This window comes from Bacillus sp. JZ109, from assembly GCF_053903135.1.
This window is the reverse complement of record NZ_CP096388.1, coordinates 143,380-159,176: the sequence shown is the minus strand read 5'-3', so window position 1 is coordinate 159,176 and position 15,797 is coordinate 143,380. Positions and strand designations below refer to the sequence as shown.

At 46.7% G+C, this 15,797-nt stretch carries 17 protein-coding genes; 1 reads left to right on the top strand and 16 read right to left on the bottom strand.

Going from position 1 to position 15,797, the window contains the following annotated elements:
* Positions 1-15: 15 nt before the first annotated feature.
* The 16 genes from nupC to M1D94_RS00805 form a co-directional block, all read right to left on the bottom strand.
* The gene (gene nupC / locus M1D94_RS00880) at positions 16-1,197 is read right to left on the bottom strand and encodes a nucleoside permease NupC (protein WP_003227130.1); all 1,182 of its coding nucleotides are present in this window, start codon (positions 1,195-1,197) and stop codon (positions 16-18) included.
* 80 nt (positions 1,198-1,277) lie between these two features.
* Positions 1,278-1,949 carry a deoxyribose-phosphate aldolase gene (gene deoC / locus M1D94_RS00875; protein WP_003227127.1) on the bottom strand — a complete coding sequence of 224 codons (672 nt, stop codon included), beginning with the start codon at positions 1,947-1,949 and terminating at the stop codon, positions 1,278-1,280.
* Between the two features lie 105 nt (positions 1,950-2,054).
* Complete coding sequence (gene deoR, locus M1D94_RS00870) at positions 2,055-2,996, bottom strand: DNA-binding transcriptional repressor DeoR (protein WP_003227124.1); 942 nt, start codon at positions 2,994-2,996, stop codon at positions 2,055-2,057.
* A 132-nt stretch (positions 2,997-3,128) separates the two neighbouring features.
* Entirely contained in the window at positions 3,129-3,956 is an 828-nt protein-coding gene (locus tag M1D94_RS00865) for a DUF1206 domain-containing protein (protein ID WP_041850322.1), read from the bottom strand.
* Between the two features lie 72 nt (positions 3,957-4,028).
* Entirely contained in the window at positions 4,029-5,141 is a 1,113-nt protein-coding gene (gene eutH / locus M1D94_RS00860) for an ethanolamine utilization protein EutH (protein WP_029318596.1), read from the bottom strand.
* Between the two features lie 69 nt (positions 5,142-5,210).
* Positions 5,211-6,548, bottom strand: coding sequence for an MmgE/PrpD family protein (locus M1D94_RS00855; RefSeq protein WP_456270384.1), 1,338 nt, complete (start codon positions 6,546-6,548; stop codon positions 5,211-5,213).
* A complete protein-coding gene (sndB, locus tag M1D94_RS00850) occupies positions 6,545-7,687 on the bottom strand; it encodes an N-acetyl-sulfur-metabolite deacetylase SndB (protein ID WP_283857084.1) in 1,143 nt (380 codons plus the stop codon). Before sndB ends, M1D94_RS00855 begins: the two co-directional genes overlap by 4 nt.
* Positions 7,688-7,703: 16 nt before the next feature.
* Positions 7,704-8,453, bottom strand: coding sequence for an amino acid ABC transporter ATP-binding protein (locus M1D94_RS00845; RefSeq protein ID WP_003243284.1), 750 nt, complete (start codon positions 8,451-8,453; stop codon positions 7,704-7,706).
* A gap of 12 nt (positions 8,454-8,465) precedes the next feature.
* Positions 8,466-9,140: an amino acid ABC transporter permease gene (locus M1D94_RS00840; protein WP_003227111.1), complete on the bottom strand. Its 675-nt coding sequence runs from the start codon at positions 9,138-9,140 to the stop codon at positions 8,466-8,468.
* 22 nt (positions 9,141-9,162) lie between these two features.
* A complete protein-coding gene (locus M1D94_RS00835; RefSeq protein ID WP_041850320.1) occupies positions 9,163-9,957 on the bottom strand; it encodes an amino acid ABC transporter substrate-binding protein in 795 nt (264 codons plus the stop codon).
* 24 nt (positions 9,958-9,981) lie between these two features.
* Positions 9,982-10,479 (bottom strand): sulfur-containing aminoacid acetyltransferase SnaB, encoded by a 498-nt coding sequence (gene snaB / locus M1D94_RS00830; RefSeq protein WP_003242734.1) that lies wholly within the window; start codon positions 10,477-10,479, stop codon positions 9,982-9,984.
* 13 nt (positions 10,480-10,492) lie between these two features.
* Positions 10,493-11,818 carry an LLM class flavin-dependent oxidoreductase gene (locus tag M1D94_RS00825; protein WP_015715007.1) on the bottom strand — a complete coding sequence of 442 codons (1,326 nt, stop codon included), beginning with the start codon at positions 11,816-11,818 and terminating at the stop codon, positions 10,493-10,495.
* A 430-nt stretch (positions 11,819-12,248) separates the two neighbouring features.
* Positions 12,249-13,235: a penicillin V amidase gene (gene yxeI / locus M1D94_RS00820; protein WP_041850319.1), complete on the bottom strand. Its 987-nt coding sequence runs from the start codon at positions 13,233-13,235 to the stop codon at positions 12,249-12,251.
* 154 nt (positions 13,236-13,389) lie between these two features.
* Positions 13,390-14,202, bottom strand: coding sequence for a sugar-phosphatase (yidA, locus tag M1D94_RS00815; protein WP_041850318.1), 813 nt, complete (start codon positions 14,200-14,202; stop codon positions 13,390-13,392).
* Positions 14,203-14,241: 39 nt separating this feature from the next.
* Positions 14,242-14,799 (bottom strand): hypothetical protein, encoded by a 558-nt coding sequence (locus M1D94_RS00810; RefSeq protein ID WP_003242636.1) that lies wholly within the window; start codon positions 14,797-14,799, stop codon positions 14,242-14,244.
* Positions 14,780-15,214, bottom strand: a complete 435-nt coding sequence (locus M1D94_RS00805) for a lipocalin family protein (protein ID WP_041850317.1) — start codon at positions 15,212-15,214, stop codon at positions 14,780-14,782. Before M1D94_RS00805 ends, M1D94_RS00810 begins: the two co-directional genes overlap by 20 nt.
* 90 nt (positions 15,215-15,304) lie before the next feature.
* Between M1D94_RS00805 and cotNE the strand changes: the two genes are divergently transcribed.
* The gene (gene cotNE, locus M1D94_RS00800) at positions 15,305-15,670 is read left to right on the top strand and encodes an inner spore coat protein CotNE (RefSeq protein WP_003227093.1); all 366 of its coding nucleotides are present in this window, start codon (positions 15,305-15,307) and stop codon (positions 15,668-15,670) included.
* Positions 15,671-15,797: the final 127 nt, after the last annotated feature.

Here is a 15,797-nt window from a genome sequence, read left to right as displayed (position 1 = left end):
CCTTTTCGATTAAGTTCAGTAAATCAAGCCCACAATTGCTGCTGATAAAAAGCTGACAAGCGTAGCACCGTATAATAATTTCAAGCCGAAACGAGCGACGACATTTCCTTGCTTTTCATTCAGTCCTTTTACGGCACCGGCAATGATTCCGATTGAGGAGAAGTTCGCAAATGACACAAGGAATACCGATACGATCGCTGTTGTACGGCCGCTGAAATGGAAACCGTTTTGCGTAAGCGACGTCATGGCGACAAATTCATTCGATACCATTTTTGTTGCCATAATGCTTCCCGCATTAACAGCTTCATTCCATGGGATACCCACAAGAAAAGCGAATGGAGCAAACACATATCCAAGAATGCCTTGGAACGAAATACCGAATACTGCATTAAAAATGCCATTGATCAAGGCGATAATCGCGACAAATCCAATCAGCATCGCAGCGACGACAACCGCCACTTTGAAACCGTCAAGGATGTATTCTCCGAGCACTTCGAAGAAGGATTGTTTTTCCTCTTCCTCAACACGAAGCATATCCTCTTCTTTTGCAACCTCGTACGGATTAATAATAGAAGCAATTATGAAACCGCCAAATAAGTTCAAGACCAGTGCTGTTACAACATATTCCGGTTTCAGCATTGTCATATACGCGCCGACAATCGACATTGACACAGTTGACATCGCAGATGCGCAAAGCGTGTACAAGCGCTGCTGATTTAAAAGACCGAGTTCTTTCTTCAAGGAGATAAATACTTCTGACTGCCCTAAAATCGCAGAAGCCACTGCGTTATACGATTCCAATCTTCCCATACCGTTTACCTTGCTGAGGGCAAGGCCAATATATCTAATAATAAACGGGAGGACTTTCCACTTTTGCAGAATCCCGATCAGAGCGGATATAAACACGATTGGCAAGAGAACATTCATAAAGAATGTCGTTTGGTCCGCATTCACCAAGCCGCCAAACACAAAGTTAATTCCCTCTGCCGCGTATTCAAGCAGGTAACCGAATCCTTTTGCAAATCCTCCCACGAGGAAATTCCCTATTCCGGTATTGAGGAGAATGTAGCCAAGAATAAATTGCAAAATGAGCATAACAACAATTGGGCGGATCTTAATTCTTTTTTTGCCGCTGCTCGCGATCCACGCGAGGCCTAAAAACACGAGTAAACCGATAATCCCAATCAAATACTTCATATGTGTTTCTCCTTTATTTGTATTCGCTTACAATTACTGTTTCCTCAGAAAACGGAAAGCAGTCTGCCTTCCGTCAGCTCTTAATAGTTGTCTCCGCCTGATGCATTTTCTCCTTTTACGATAGAAACGCCTGCGCTGGCGCCAATTCGGCTTGCTCCGGCCTCTACCATTGTGTCTACATCTTCTTTCGTTCTGACGCCGCCAGATGCTTTCACGCCGATATCAGGTCCTACTGTTTTGCGCATTAAGGCGATATCTTCCTTCGTTGCGCCGCCTGTAGAAAAGCCTGTTGATGTTTTTACGAAATCCGCTCCCGCAGACACCGCTAAACGGCATGCACGTTCTTTTTCTTCATCAGTCAGAAGGCACGTTTCGATAATGACTTTGACAAGCGCTTTTCCGGCTGCAGCTTCCACTACACCGCGGATATCAGCTTCCACCACATCGTCTTCCTTGTCTTTTAAAGCGGCAATATTAATGACCATATCCACTTCAGTGGCGCCTTTTGAAATGGCGTCTTTTGTCTCGAACGCTTTTGTTTCAGTTGTATTGGCACCGAGCGGGAAGCCGATGACCGTACAAACGTCGACTCCAGTTCCCTTAAGCTCTTTTGCAGCAAGCTCCACCCATGTCGGATTGACACATACTGAAGCAAATTTGTATGTTTTCGCTTCTTCAATTAGTTTTAGAATGTCCGCTTTTTGTGTATGCGGTTTCAAAGCTGTATGATCAATTATGTTGGCTAATGACATCCTTCGCACACTTCCTTTTTTGTTAAGATATTTTTTAGCATAACCGACTTTTGAACATATGTAAATTGGTAATTGAAATTTTGTTCAATGAAAGGTTTGAACGTGTCACAAATCATTAACAAGCGCCCTCGCGGTATGCTGGTCAATGATTAAAACGTTGGCATATTTTCCGGTTAATGCTCCGTGAATGGAAGATACTTTTCTGCTTCCGCCGGCAACTAAAATGGAGCGTTCCTTCAGTCTAAGGTCTTGAAGCTCAACACCGATGGTCCGGTCATTGATGGCGCTGCTGCAAATATTCCCTTTCGCATCAAAAAAGCGTGAACAAATATCCCCCACGGCCTGTTTTTTCAGCAGGGCTTTCTCTTCTTCGTTAAAATATCCGAGTCGGAACAACAGCGCTTCATCACGGACAGTCCCCACCGTGAAGAGAGCGATATTCGCCTGCTTTCCCATCTCGATGATCCGCTCAATATGACGGTCTTTCTCCACCATTCGCTTCACATCCGCATTATCAAACACGACGGGAAGCGGGAGATAGCGCGGCATCGTTTGAAAAGCCTCTGCAAACAGCTGAATCGTTTCAGCCGAATACGTGTTTACCCGGGAATGGCTGATGCCGCCTTTTAGCTGGACGACCTCGACGCCTTTTACCTGCTTCGGCTGCATGTTTTGCGCGATTTGATACATGGTGGTTCCCCAGCTGACGCCGACAATGTCGCCGTCTTTTACCGTTTCATGCATATATTCTGCACCATAGCGGCTTAGGTCATGTGTAATTCCTGCATAATCGGGTGTCGGGGAAAACACAACATGCGCCTCAAGGAGCCCGTATTTCTCTTCAAGTATGGAACCGAGCGCATCCAAATCCTCAAATGGGTCCATGACGCGAATCTGGACATACCCTTTTTCTTTCGCATATTGCAGCAGCCGGGAAACGGTTGGCCTTGAAATGTTGAGCTGCTCAGCAATTTGCTGCTGACTGTAGTCAGACTGATAGTAAAGCCTTGCCGCTTCTATGCTTAATTGTTGTTTTTCCCGATCCATTCTGCACCTCCCTGTGGATCAGTCCTGATAAAACTGCTTTTGATTTGCTTTTATTATACAGGCTGGCGCCGGCTTTCATCCACCTGATTTCTAAGAAACTGAAAAACGCTCTGGGCGCAACCTGCCCAGAGCTTATTTCTCCCAGGTCATATGCTGATAAATGCCTTTCATAATGGCGTACATTCCATATAGGATCAGGCCTAATGCCAATATAGACAGAATCAATTTGCCATGCGGCTGCTGCGCGAGTTCGGCGAGCGCACCGTCAAAGCCTCTTGTGTCGTCGGGATCAGCGGTCATGGCTGTCTTGATGAGAAAATAGCCGATGGCTGAGAAAATAATGGAGCGGGCGATATTGCCTGCGCGCCCGGTGTTTTTCGTGATGCATATCATCTGTTTGTTCATTTTTGATGTATCGAATTCTTTCATAAAAGCAGCCCGAACGCCTTTCATAAATTGAACAATCGCAAATACGATAAAACCCGCACCCGTAAGCCCTGTGAGCCATTGGCCGAATGGCTGCGCCAATACATAAGCGGACCACGTCTGTTCTGAAGTGCCGCCGTCCCCTTGGCCAAACACAAATCGCAAGGCATTCCAAGCGATGGATGTGTAAACGGCGGCACTGAAAAAGTTTCCTATTCTCCGTGACAGGCCTCGCCTGCTGTTTCCGTGCCCCTCTGTGTCCTTGATCGCGCTTAACACCATCCAGATCACATAGCCGATAAGGCCGATGCCTATTAAAAAAAGCAATAGTGACCCATACGGCATGCGTGATAGCGTTTGGAGCGCTCCGCTCGAATCTTTGGCGCGGCCTGCCCCGGCAGCCGTCATAAAAGCCAAAACCCCAAGCAGAATAAAAACGCCGCCGAATGCAAAATAACCAAGCCTCCCGAATCGTTTGATCCAAGGCTTGGTTTCCTGTTTTATTTTTGACATGTACCGGTCTTTCACCGCCATGTGTCCAACCCTCTTTCACAGAAATCTTTACTGTAACATTCCCGTTTGGACAAAGTTGAAACAGCTTCTGCCTCAGCTATGGCTGGCTGAGATACGTTTTTGCTGTTTAGCTGATTGTGCAGGTGTCATCCAAGCAGCCGCTGCGGCAGCTGTGACTCCGCCTGCTAATTTCCCAATGATCATGGCCGCCGCCATTTCTTTTTTCATTCCAGCTACAAAACCGAGATGGCTGCCGAGTACAAAGGCGCCGCTGACCGCAAACGCGACATTGATGACCTTTCCTCTCGGCGTCATATTCTTTAATGAAGCCAGCATCGGGATATGATGCGCCAAAGAGGTCACTAATCCTGCTGTTGCTGTCTCATCTAAATGAAGGTGTTTCCCCAGGGCCTGAAGCGGTTTTTTAAAGGTTTTTGTAATAAAAGCCGTCATTGGAAACGCCCCTGCCAAGGCAATGGCGATGGTCCCTGTCGTTTGTATCCCTGTCTCGACATTCTCCATTCCCGGAATCAGCACAATGCCGGTCATCGTTTCAACTGAAACAGCTGCAAGCCCGATAATCGCAACCACACTGACCGCTTTCCCGAAGAGATGAAACAACTGAATCATTCTGTCGGTGTATCGCCATAACCCAAAAGCGATCACAGCAGATAACAGACTCGGGATCAGAAGATTTTTACCTATCATGCCGATGTCAAAGCCTGCGCATAATCCGCCGATTAAGCAACCGATCGGCACTGTGCACAGCCCGATTAATATGCCTTTCGCAAAATACGGATGATCCTCTTTTTCGATGATGCCAAGAGCGACGGGAATCGTGAAGACGATTGCCGGTCCCATCATTGTTCCTAAAAACACCCATGAAAACAGCCCGGCCTGCGGATCTTTCGCCATTTCTCCAGCCAGCGCATATCCTCCCATATCAATCGCCAAAATGGTGTTCGCAAAGGAAGAAGGGTCCGCGCCAATCGCCGTGTAAAACGGAGCAACAATGGGAATCAGGATTGCTGCCAGCACGGGCGCCAGCGACACAATTCCGATCATGGACAGCGCCAGCGGCCCCATAGCCTTAAAGCCGTCCGCAAACCGCTCGCCTAGCCCCCATCTGTTTCCCAAACAATAATCCGCCGCTCCCCATAGTAAAAAGGCAGCCAAAATGAATACAACCGCGTCATTCACCGTCATGGTTTTCTCCTTTTTCAAACGTATGATTGGTTTTATCATATCATCTGAAATCACCGAATAGAGTTGATCTTATTCAATATGAGCTAAAAATTCTTTTATATCGGCTTTTTCAACGGCTGTTATGATTCTCCGCGCTTTTTCTTGCGGGACCGTTAATGTCAATTTTTCTTTTATGTCTTCTTCAGACAGCTCATTTCCTGGCGCCCCTTTTGGGCAGTCCACACGCGCTTCGCAAATCCGGCCGTCTGATAAATAGGCCCGGACAATCGTGAAACGGCCTTTTGGAACGGCATGAGGAGCCGGCTGAATAGCATTGTCATATACGCGCTGAATTCGCCCCATTGTCGTTTGAACCCCGCTTGGGATCGGCTGGCTGCTGAAATGTTCAACGGTCAGGCCGTGTCCATGCAAAGCAAGAGCAATCACATATTCAACGCTGAAACGGCCTTCCTCTCCAGTTTTTGGAGATCTTTCCGTCAATGCAGCATCTCCGCCTGGCGGAAATATCACTTCAATACGTTCGGTATTGGCAGCAGAAATGGTTTCTTCGGAGATAAGCTGTCGTACCGCATCTGCTGCATGGTGTGCCGCGGAACAAAATGGATAGATTTTAAACCATAGACCCGGCTGCACAATTCTCCACGGTGCCCCCCAATCGTTTAGCAAAGTGTGTTGTGCTTTCTCAACGTCACCGTACAGACTGAAGAAACCAGTTTCTCCATCAAATGCCGTGCGGGACCCGCCAAATTCTGATTGGGCCAGCTTAACGGCCAGCAAGCCAGCCTGAGCCGCCAAACCGGCGTGCAGCGGTTTTATTTCTGTTCCAAATTGCACCCTCATCCCAGCAGATTGCGTAGCCGCAAAACCAATTGCTTTTTCCAGCTCTTCCTGAGTCAGCTCCTCAGCATAACCTACGGCGCAGGCAGCAGCGATGGCACCAAGCGTTCCTGTATTATGCCAGCCCTTTTCATAGTGGCGGCTGCCAATAGATTCTCCCAGCCGTGCCATCACTTCAACACCAACAATATAAGCGCCAAGAAGCCGCTCGTCATGTCCGCGAGCGGCAGATGCAATAAGGACCGGTACGATGACTGCACTGGGGTGTCCTCTTACATCGGAGTGGACATCATCAAAATCCAATGCATGGGCGATAAATCCATTCAGCATCGCGGATTGTAATGGCGCGGCCTTTTTGCCCTGTCCGATAATAGGAACAAGGGGCCGGCCTCCTTCATCCTCTATCAGACGGAGGAGCTTTTGAATTCCTTTATCTTCTCTTCCTGCGAATGAAGCGGCAGTAAAATCAAGTAATCCTTTTTTTGCTTCGCGAATCGCGTCAACTGAATGCTCAGGTTGTGATGTTCTCACAGCCGCTGCAAGACCTGCTGTCAGCCCTTGTTTGCTCATTTGATGGTCTCCAATACAATAACCGCCAGCTCCGCAAAGTATTGTGAGGCAACCGTAAGGGCATCTTCATCCAGTGTAAAGGCCGGATGATGCCACTCCTCCGTCCCGTTCGTTCCCATCCAGACAAAAAATCCCGGAATCTTCTCTTGATACAGAGCGAAGTCTTCTCCGCCCGGAGACTGCTCAGCGTGAACGGTTTGATAGCCAAGCCGTGCCGCAGCTTCGGATGCCGCATTCAAAAATGTGCCGTCATTCTGAACGGAAGGCAAATAAGGAAACCACTTGAATTCTGCTTGTGCCCCATAGCCCGCTGCAATTCCTTCAGCCACTCGTCTCATATGCTCTGGAACAGCCTGCCGCGCTTCTTTTTGAAAGGTTCGAACCGTCCCCTCCATTTCAGCTTGGTCTGGAATTACGTTCCACGAGGTGCCCGCCTGTACTCTTGTGATACTGACGACTGCGTTTTGCAGTGAGCTGATATTGCGGCTGACCACAGATTGCAGCCCGCTGATGATTTGTCCGGCTGTAGCGATTGGATCAATACTGTTATTCGGGATGCCGGCGTGTCCGCCTTTCCCTTTGATGACGATCTCAAACCGGTCAACACTTGCCATAAGCGGACCTTCCTTTACACCAATGGTTCCGACAGGCAGATCCGGCTTATTGTGCATGCCGAAAATCGCGGAAACGTCATCAAGTACACCAGCTTCTATGACCTTTCTTGCTCCTGCGGCAATTTCTTCGGCCGGCTGAAAGATAAAGCGGACTGTACCTTTCAGCTCGGCCTTTCTTTGATTCAGCAAAATCGCTGTGCCAATAATAGAAGCAGTATGAAAATCGTGTCCACATGCATGCATTGTGCCATCAACCTTAGATGCAAATGGGAGATTCGTCTGTTCTTGGATCGGGAGCGCATCAATGTCCGCTCGTATTGCTATCACGGGGCCGTCTTCCCGTCCTTTGATTTCTGCAATCACACCAGTCTCCAATTGAGGAACATCAAGTATTTCGATTTGCTCCTCCTCAAGCCAGCGGCGGATTTTTTTCGTCGTTTCAATCTCTTGAAATGACAGTTCAGGATGTTCATGAAGATCACGCCGCATATTGATTAAACGGGTATGAAACGCTTTGTCGGCCATTGTTCTTCTCTCCTTCTTATATAAGCTCTGCAGGCTCTCCCACCTGCTTGATAAATCGTTTCGTCCGTTCGTTTTTCGGATGGTCAAACAATTCCTCTGGCGTTCCCTGCTCGATAATATGGCCGTCTGCCATAAAAATCACTTGATCAGCAACCTCTTTTGCAAACGCCATTTCGTGTGTAACAATGATCATCGTTGTTTGTTTTTCCGCAATGGACTTGATGACCTGAAGCACCCCTGTGACGAGCTCAGGGTCAAGCGCTGACGTTGGTTCATCCAGCAAAATCGCATGCGGATTGACCGCAAGCGCCCGCGCAATGCCGATTCGCTGCTGCTGGCCGCCGGACATTGTGATCGGATAGCTGTCAGCCTTATGCTCCAGACCGACTTGTTTCAGAATCTCCATTCCAATACGTTTCGCTTCGTCGCGTGGTTTATGTTGAGCCACGATTAAAGCTTCTGTAATGTTTTGCAGAGCCGTTTTATTTTTAAACAGATTGTAGTTTTGAAAGACCATGGCCGTTTGCTGGCGAAGCCGATGTGCTTCCTTGCGTGTAAACTTTTCCGCGTTCAGTTTGGCTTCTCCGATTTCAATAAGGCCTTGATCCGGACGCTCTAATAGATTTAAGCACCGGAGAAGCGTTGATTTTCCGGAACCGGACGGACCGATGATTGCCACCACTTCTCCGCGTTTCACTTCTAGATCGATTCCGTCGAGCACGACGAGATCTTTAAACGCTTTGCGAATATTTTTTACTGTTATCAACTGATTTCACCTCTAAGTCCGGTATGGCTTGCTCATGGCACGTTCAAACAAGTCCTGCAACATGCTGTAGATCATGGTAAGAACCCAATAGACGATCGCAACCGCCAAGTACGTCTCAAAATATTTGAGGTTTCCTGAAGCGTACATCTTCCCTTGGGCGAACATCTCCATGACCCCTAATGTAAAGGCCAGTGACGTTTCTTTCAGGAGCCCGATAAATGTATTGCCCGTTGCCGGGATCGCATTTCGGATCGCTTGCGGCAAAATAATCCGTCTGTATGCCTGAAATTTTGTCATACCGACAGACAGGCACGCCTCCAGCTGCCCGTCATCAACAGAATTGAGGGCAGCCCTGAAGATTTCTGCCAAATATGCTGCATTTTTTAAGCTTAACCCGATGATAGCGGCTGTGAGAGCTGTCATTTTGCTCATCTCTGGAAATAGCTGCGGCAGCCCGTAATAGATTAAGAACAGCTGCACCAGTGTCGGCACGCCTCGGAAAAAGGATATATACAGCTTTGACAGCTGATGAAGCACTGGAATTTTGTTCTTTGTAATGAGTGCGAGAATAAGTCCTCCGATAATGGCAAAAATCATAGCCGCTATGGCCATAAACAACGTGATCGGAAGGGCCTGAATTAAAGTCGGGAACGCTGATATCATGAATTCCCAATCAATCGTGTTCATTCTGGTGAGTCACCGCCGTTTCTTAATGCTTTTGTTCTACTGTGATATCTTCATTAAAGTATTTTTCAGAGAGTTTTTTCAGTGTTCCGTCTTTACGCAATTCATCTAGGGCCTTATTGACTTTTTTGCGGAGCTTGTCGTGCGCATCGTCCTTGGCAAATGGGAATGCAACCTGTTCGTAAACAATCGGATCTCCTGCAAGCTTTAATGGCAAACCGGTCTTCTTGATTTGCGCGATCAATACAGTTCGGCTGTTGACATAAGCGTCTACACGGCCGTACGCAACATCCTTCAGCGTACCCTCTTGTGTTTCGTACGTTTTGATATTGATTTTTTTATCAGGATCTTTGCTTTCAAGGTTTTTCGCGTGGTTTGAACCGAGAACGGCTGCGACTGTCTTGCCTTTTAAATCGTCTACTGATTTGATGTCTGTATTGTCTTTTTTGACGACAATCTGTGTTCCCGCATAAGCGTATGGTTTCGTAAAGTTATACGTTTCCTTACGTTCGTCTGTCACAGCTACCTGGTTGGAAATGGTGTCAAGCTTGCCTGTTTGAAGCTCTCCCATCAGCCCGCTGAATTCAAGCAGCTTCCAGTCCAGTTTCATGTCAATTTTCTTAGCGACTGCTTCCATCACTTCCACGTCAAAACCTGTCAGCTTTCCGTTTTCTTTATAAGCAAATGGGTAACTTTGTCCTGTCGCACCGACATGAAGCACATTGTCAGCCTCTTTACTGCTGCTGTTTCCATTGCCGCAAGCTGAGAGCACCGCTAATAATGCAGCAACGACCAGCACTGTCCATTTTTTCATCTTCATTTGATTTTCCCGCCTTTTCTATTTTTATAGATCATGTCGCAATTGTTTTTTCATATAGACTGTGATATGCCCTTTTCCAAGGTCTTGTTCACCTGAGCGGACATATCCTTTTCGTTCGTACATCTCAATCAGCCACGGATGCTTATCCGCTGTTCCGAGTGAGACAAACGGAACCTTTAACGTATCGCGAAGGATTGTTTCCTCCAGCCATTGAAGCAGCTTTGTTCCGATTCCTTTTTTTCCGGTGTCGGGGTCCACAGCAAACCACCAGATATGCGGAACGCCATACGGTCCCGGCTGTTTTCCCCAAGGCATTCTCAAGGTGATGGTCGCGATGATCCTCCCGTCTTCTTCCATGACGTAGCAAGCATTTTCCCGAATATTTTTCAGCACCAAATCCAAATCCGCATGAGCGGCAGCAAAACGAATGCCGAGCTTTCGAATCGGTTCATAAGCCCGCAATGTCAGCTCGAGAAGCTGTTCGGCATCACGTTCAACTGCAAGGCGGTATCGTGGCTTCATCTAGCGTTCCTCCTTACTTTGCATAGCGGTTTACCGGCTTTTCCAAACCGAAATGCTCTCGTAATGTTGTGCCTTCATATTCTTTTCTGAACACGCCGCGCTCCTGTAAAATCGGAACCACTTGATCAACAAACACTTCAATTCCTTCTGGAAGAAGCGGAGGCATGATGTTAAACCCGTCACACGCTTTCGTATCCACCCATTCCTGCATCTTGTCGGCGAGCTGCTCCGGCGTGCCGACGAAGATATGGTGGCCTCTGGAGCCTGCAACGTATTTGTAAAGCTCTCGTATCGTCATATTGTCACGTTCAGCCATCTCCTGAACAAGCTTGAAGCGGCTCTTCACCGCATTGGAAGCTTCTGCGTCAAGCTTCGGCAGCGGCCCATCAAGCGGATATGCCGACAAATCAATTCCGCCTAAGTAATTTTGGAGAATTTGCAGACCGACAGATGGGATAATCAGATCTTGAAGCTCCTTGTATTTGGCTTGCGCTGCTTCTTCTGTATCGGCAATGATTGGGAAAATACCCGGCATGATGGCAATTTTTTCTGGATCACGTCCGAATTCCGCAGCCTGTTCTTTAATGGATTGATAAAATTCCTGAGCTGATTCCAGGTGGTTTTGTGCTGTGAAGATCACTTCTGCTGTTCTGGCAGCGAGCGCTTTTCCGTCTCCTGATGATCCTGCCTGGATAATGACAGGCTGGCCCTGCGGCGTTCTTGAAACGTTTAGAGGTCCGCGAACCGAGAAATATTCTCCTTTGTGGTTCAGCTCGTGCATTTTTTCTTTGTCAAAGAATTCACCCGTTTCTTTATTACGGATAAAAGCGTCCTCTTCCCATGAATCCCAAAGCCCCTTTACAACCTCGACAAATTCCTCTGCCCGCTGATAGCGCAAATGGTGTTCAAGGTGCTTTTCACCGCTGAAATTCAGCGCTGTTGATTCAATAGATGAAGTGACGACGTTCCATCCGGCACGGCCATTGGAGAGATGATCCAATGACGCAAACTGTCTGGCAATATGGAATGGCTCGCTGTATGTAGTGGAGGCTGTTGCTGTCAGTCCGATTTTTGATGTGACCTGCGCCAAAGCAGAGAGCAGGGTGAATGGCTCAAACCTTGTTAATACATTTGGATGTGATTTGCTGTCAATAGAAAGGCTGTCCGCTAAAAACAGCATATCCAGCTTGCCCCGCTCCGCTGTTTTCGCAAGCTCTTTAAAATAATCCAAATTCATGCTCGCATCTGACGGCGCGTCAGGGTGCCGCCAAGACGCAACATGATGGCCTGTACCTGCTAAAAATACCCCTAATTTGATTTGTTTCTTTTTGCTTGTCATGACGATACTCCTTTTATCATGTTTTTAGGCTGAATAATCCGAAAAATAAACTCCTATATTCCTAGTCGTTTAATATGAATAAATCAAAATGTACCTTTGTCTTGGACGTTTGTCAATGAGTTAAGATTAAATTTTTCTTTTTAAGCTGAAAAGAATTTCGCAGTATCATGGGACGGCATTTGTGCAACCTGTATACTGGCAAAACCAGTCTGATGCTGAACCTCGTTTTGATCCAAGTTTTATATAAATGTAGCTTGTACCTTATCTCTACTTCCGACCATACGCATTTTGCCGTCGCTTTTGCTCTTTGCTAATAAACGCGCGTGTCGCCGTCGTAGAACGGTCCATTTTCCAACTCATTCAGAAGCTGAGACATCACATAAAAAAATAAGCTGATCCCGGATTCATACCGAAATCAGCTAATTGAATCTTAATTAAGTTCTAGAATACTTTCTTCTGCTTTAGCAGAAAACACTTTAGGCTCAAGGCGGTCTAGGTCTTCATGAAATAAACTCACTTTTTGGATTTGCCGATTGTCATAGTGGTGGAAATAGTAGTTTCCAGTTTCGTTGCACATCACGGAAGTATATTGCGTATAATGAATTTCGTCTTCTTCCGTTATCACTGCGCCCTTTGGTATCGTCATATTTGCCAAAATGTGAAAAGCGGCTGTTACACCTTTCGTTTCATCGGCCGCCGGCTCTAGATGTTCTTTCAAATAAACAGCTCTGACAAACCGGGAAGGCGGTGTATAATCCCCCGGCAGACCAACAGTTCCTAAGCCTTGGCCAAAAGCAGAAAGGGCTAATCCGCCCAATTCTTTGCTCTCTAATTGCTTCGGTCTGATTCCTGTATATTGCTGCAGATTGGTTACATGCCATATAAAGTCGGGGCTGTTCGTCATGACACCAGGTTGATTATCATAGACTTTGAGGCCGTCTGCTCTCGGTTCTATCGTCAGGCTTCGGCCCGTCCGGTCTGACAATATCCAGTGAAGCGGTAAAACTGTATCCAATAGATCTAATTTTTTCTCTACAATCGTTAAAGATCGAATCTTTTCTTTTACGTCTTCCAAAGACTTACAGACTGACAGCACCCATGTCACAAACTCATGCGGGGCAATGTGAACGGTATCTTCCCGTATCGTTTTTTCGTACTCCGCATAGCCAGGAAAATAAAGTGCAGCACACGATAAACCGCTTTCATTAACACCGTCGGCAAATAATATATTTCCAAGTTTTCTCCCCATACCGATAAACGCGTACTGTGTCTGATGGGCCTTTCCGTCAGCTTCACTCTTCCAGCTGTAACGGCGCGGATAGAGAATGACCTCCGTCCCCAGCTGAAATGCAAAATCCATTGTTCTCGCTAATACATGTTTACGGTCAGCAGTTTCCAATGTAAGACTTGTGCACATTTGATCAGTCCCCTTTTCAATTCAGATTAATATCATACATATTGTGAACGAATTGGTTTTATCAGCATAACGAAAGTCAAATCGGTTCGTCAAAGAATTGACATTACATCAAATAAAACGAAAAAATCCAGCCTTTAGAAGGCTGGATTTTTTATTATTTAGCCAAAACAAGCTCGTGAATCGCATGCGCAACACCATGTTCATTATTGGAGCGTGTTTGAAAGTTTGCGGCTTCCAATACTTCTGGGATGGCGTTTGCCATGGCAACCCCGCAGCCCGCCCATTCGATCATTGTCAGGTCGTTCCCGTTGTCGCCTATGCACATGACTTCCGCCTGTTCAATTCCAAGCAGCTGAGCCAGCTGGCGTACAGCATTTCCTTTGCTGGCTTCCGGGTGCAGAATCTCATAAAAGAAAGGCGCGCTTTTGACCATTGAATATTTTTCTCTCACGTCTTTTGGAATCGATGTAATGACGCGGTTTAAGTTCTCCGGTTTATCAATAAACATCACTTTCGGGATGAGGATATCTTTTGGCACCTCGTCAATCTTGCGGAAATGAAGCGGCACCTGTGTCACATAGGATTCGTATACGGTAAATTCGCTAATATCCCGGTTAGGCGTATACAAATTAGATGAGTCAAAGAAATGCATCGGCGTCTTCAGCTCTAAGCTCAGGTCATATAATGAAGTCAAATCATCATAGCCGAGAGACAGCTCCGAGACCACTTCATTTGTATGCGTATTTTGAACAAGCGCTCCATTATACGCAATGACATAGTCGCCTTCTTCAATTAAATTCAGTTCATCTAAATATCTCTGCACGCCCCCGATAGGCCGGCCGGTGCAAAGCACAATTTTGACACCTTCCGCTTTTGCCGCGTGAAGGGCGTCGCGGACCTCCTCTGTTACTTCATGATGATCATTTAAAAGTGTTCCATCCATATCAATTGCAATTAGTTTGTACATCCTGCATCTCCTTCATGTCGTTTTCAGGCTATAGTCCCATCATATCGTTTTTTCTTTTTGATATTCAACCGGAAGAGATGGTTTTCTCCGGATTCTGTTTAGACGCCGCCCTTGTCTTCGGATACGCAAGCGCGGTTTCCGCTTTCTTTCTGCCTTGACGCCGTTTTCTGCTTTTTTCTGTTTCATCAGCAGAAAGCCGGCAGCTAGAAAAGGAATGCCGGTTATATTCAAGATGGCAAGCTTCACACCCGCCGCGATGAAAAAGAACCCCCATGAAGATGATGGATTCCGTCTGATCATGACGTAAGCCGCCATTTCCAGAACGATCAGGATGGCATGAAGCACTATGCCATAAATCAGCAATACAAGGGCAAAAAACAACACATAATTCACGATTGCCCCTGAGTACATCATAGCGCGCATCATTTGTATAAACGATAAGGACTGCATGGAGCCGCTGATGACATTAGGGTTATAGATCGTATAGTCACTAAATAAATGTTTGACTTTGAGAAAAGCCCATAATATAAATATCCATTGAATGATATGTAAAACAAGCCCCGCTGCCACCAGTCTTTCAGCTTTTTGATTTCTCATCTTTCTCCTCCCTGCCGTTCTTTGATTCGATTCTTGTCATCGTTTTTTTCTGGCCATTTTGCTCCCATATCAATGTCCCGTTTTCTCCTCTTTTCAGCGTGCTTTTGAGCGGATAATAGGGGCCGAGGTACTGAATCTCGATAGACCCGTCAGTGCTTTGGGAAATCACCTTGTATGCCATAAAAGGCAGCTGTACCTCTCCTCTTCCTTCCATCACTTCCGTTTCCACAACCTCGTCTTCGGTAAATGTGACTGTTGCTGATTTCACGCCGTCCGTTGGCCCGGGGGCAAGCCCCTCATCCCACGTTCCGTAATAAAACGGCGTCTCTTCTTTTTGCTGCTGGCAGCCCGATACCATGATGCATACAGCAATTAAAAACAAAATGCCATATTTGTTTCTCAAGGGGATCACCATCCTTTCCTCCTCTTTTTGGGCGAATGCCGTGCCACTGTGCCAATGACTACATAAGTTATAAGGAATTCACCCACAAGGAGATTGATCATAATGAACCCTTATCAATATTACAGCCCTCAGCTGCCTCAGCAGGAACCTTACTATAGCCACTATGAGTACAATCCTTATCCGCAGCAGGATGTATACGATCCATACCAAATGGACAGACAGCCGGCATTGGAAAGAAGAATCGCAGCACTTGAACGGCAAAATGAACAGCAGTCAAGAGAATTAACCCGTCTGACAAACGAAGACCGCCGTCAAAATCGGGAAATTGCACGGATTGCCGAGCAGGTCAATCAGCTAAGCCAGGCTGTTGAACGCCATACACGCCGCTTAAACCGGCTCAATCAGCGCCTCCGTACAGTAGAAAACCGGCTGAATATCCCATTTACTGCAGGGGAAGGCGGTTTCTGAGCGAAACAAAGAAAAAAAGCGGAATACGATTCTCCCATCTCAGGGTTTCGTTTTCCGCCATTCTTATATGTTAAAACGGAACATTTACATAAAAAGGGTTTGTACCCAGTATACAATCTTTACCGTT

Coding starts and splice junctions, on each gene's coding strand:
- deoC (WP_003227127.1), bottom strand. CDS start 1,949: ATGTCATTAGCCAACATAATTGATCATACAGCTTTGAAACCGCATACA.
- M1D94_RS00805 (WP_041850317.1), bottom strand. CDS start 15,214: ATGGTGATCCCCTTGAGAAACAAATATGGCATTTTGTTTTTAATTGCT.
- yxeI (WP_041850319.1), bottom strand. CDS start 13,235: ATGTGCACAAGTCTTACATTGGAAACTGCTGACCGTAAACATGTATTA.
- snaB (WP_003242734.1), bottom strand. CDS start 10,479: ATGAAGCCACGATACCGCCTTGCAGTTGAACGTGATGCCGAACAGCTT.
- M1D94_RS00855 (WP_456270384.1), bottom strand. CDS start 6,548: ATGAGCAAACAAGGGCTGACAGCAGGTCTTGCAGCGGCTGTGAGAACA.
- M1D94_RS00825 (WP_015715007.1), bottom strand. CDS start 11,818: ATGACAAGCAAAAAGAAACAAATCAAATTAGGGGTATTTTTAGCAGGT.
- M1D94_RS00810 (WP_003242636.1), bottom strand. CDS start 14,799: ATGAGAAATCAAAAAGCTGAAAGACTGGTGGCAGCGGGGCTTGTTTTA.
- nupC (WP_003227130.1), bottom strand. CDS start 1,197: ATGAAGTATTTGATTGGGATTATCGGTTTACTCGTGTTTTTAGGCCTC.
- cotNE (WP_003227093.1), top strand. CDS start 15,305: ATGAACCCTTATCAATATTACAGCCCTCAGCTGCCTCAGCAGGAACCT.
- sndB (WP_283857084.1), bottom strand. CDS start 7,687: ATGGCCGACAAAGCGTTTCATACCCGTTTAATCAATATGCGGCGTGAT.
- M1D94_RS00835 (WP_041850320.1), bottom strand. CDS start 9,957: ATGAAGATGAAAAAATGGACAGTGCTGGTCGTTGCTGCATTATTAGCG.
- M1D94_RS00865 (WP_041850322.1), bottom strand. CDS start 3,956: ATGGCGGTGAAAGACCGGTACATGTCAAAAATAAAACAGGAAACCAAG.
- M1D94_RS00840 (WP_003227111.1), bottom strand. CDS start 9,140: ATGAACACGATTGATTGGGAATTCATGATATCAGCGTTCCCGACTTTA.
- deoR (WP_003227124.1), bottom strand. CDS start 2,996: ATGGATCGGGAAAAACAACAATTAAGCATAGAAGCGGCAAGGCTTTAC.
- yidA (WP_041850318.1), bottom strand. CDS start 14,202: ATGTACAAACTAATTGCAATTGATATGGATGGAACACTTTTAAATGAT.
- eutH (WP_029318596.1), bottom strand. CDS start 5,141: ATGACGGTGAATGACGCGGTTGTATTCATTTTGGCTGCCTTTTTACTA.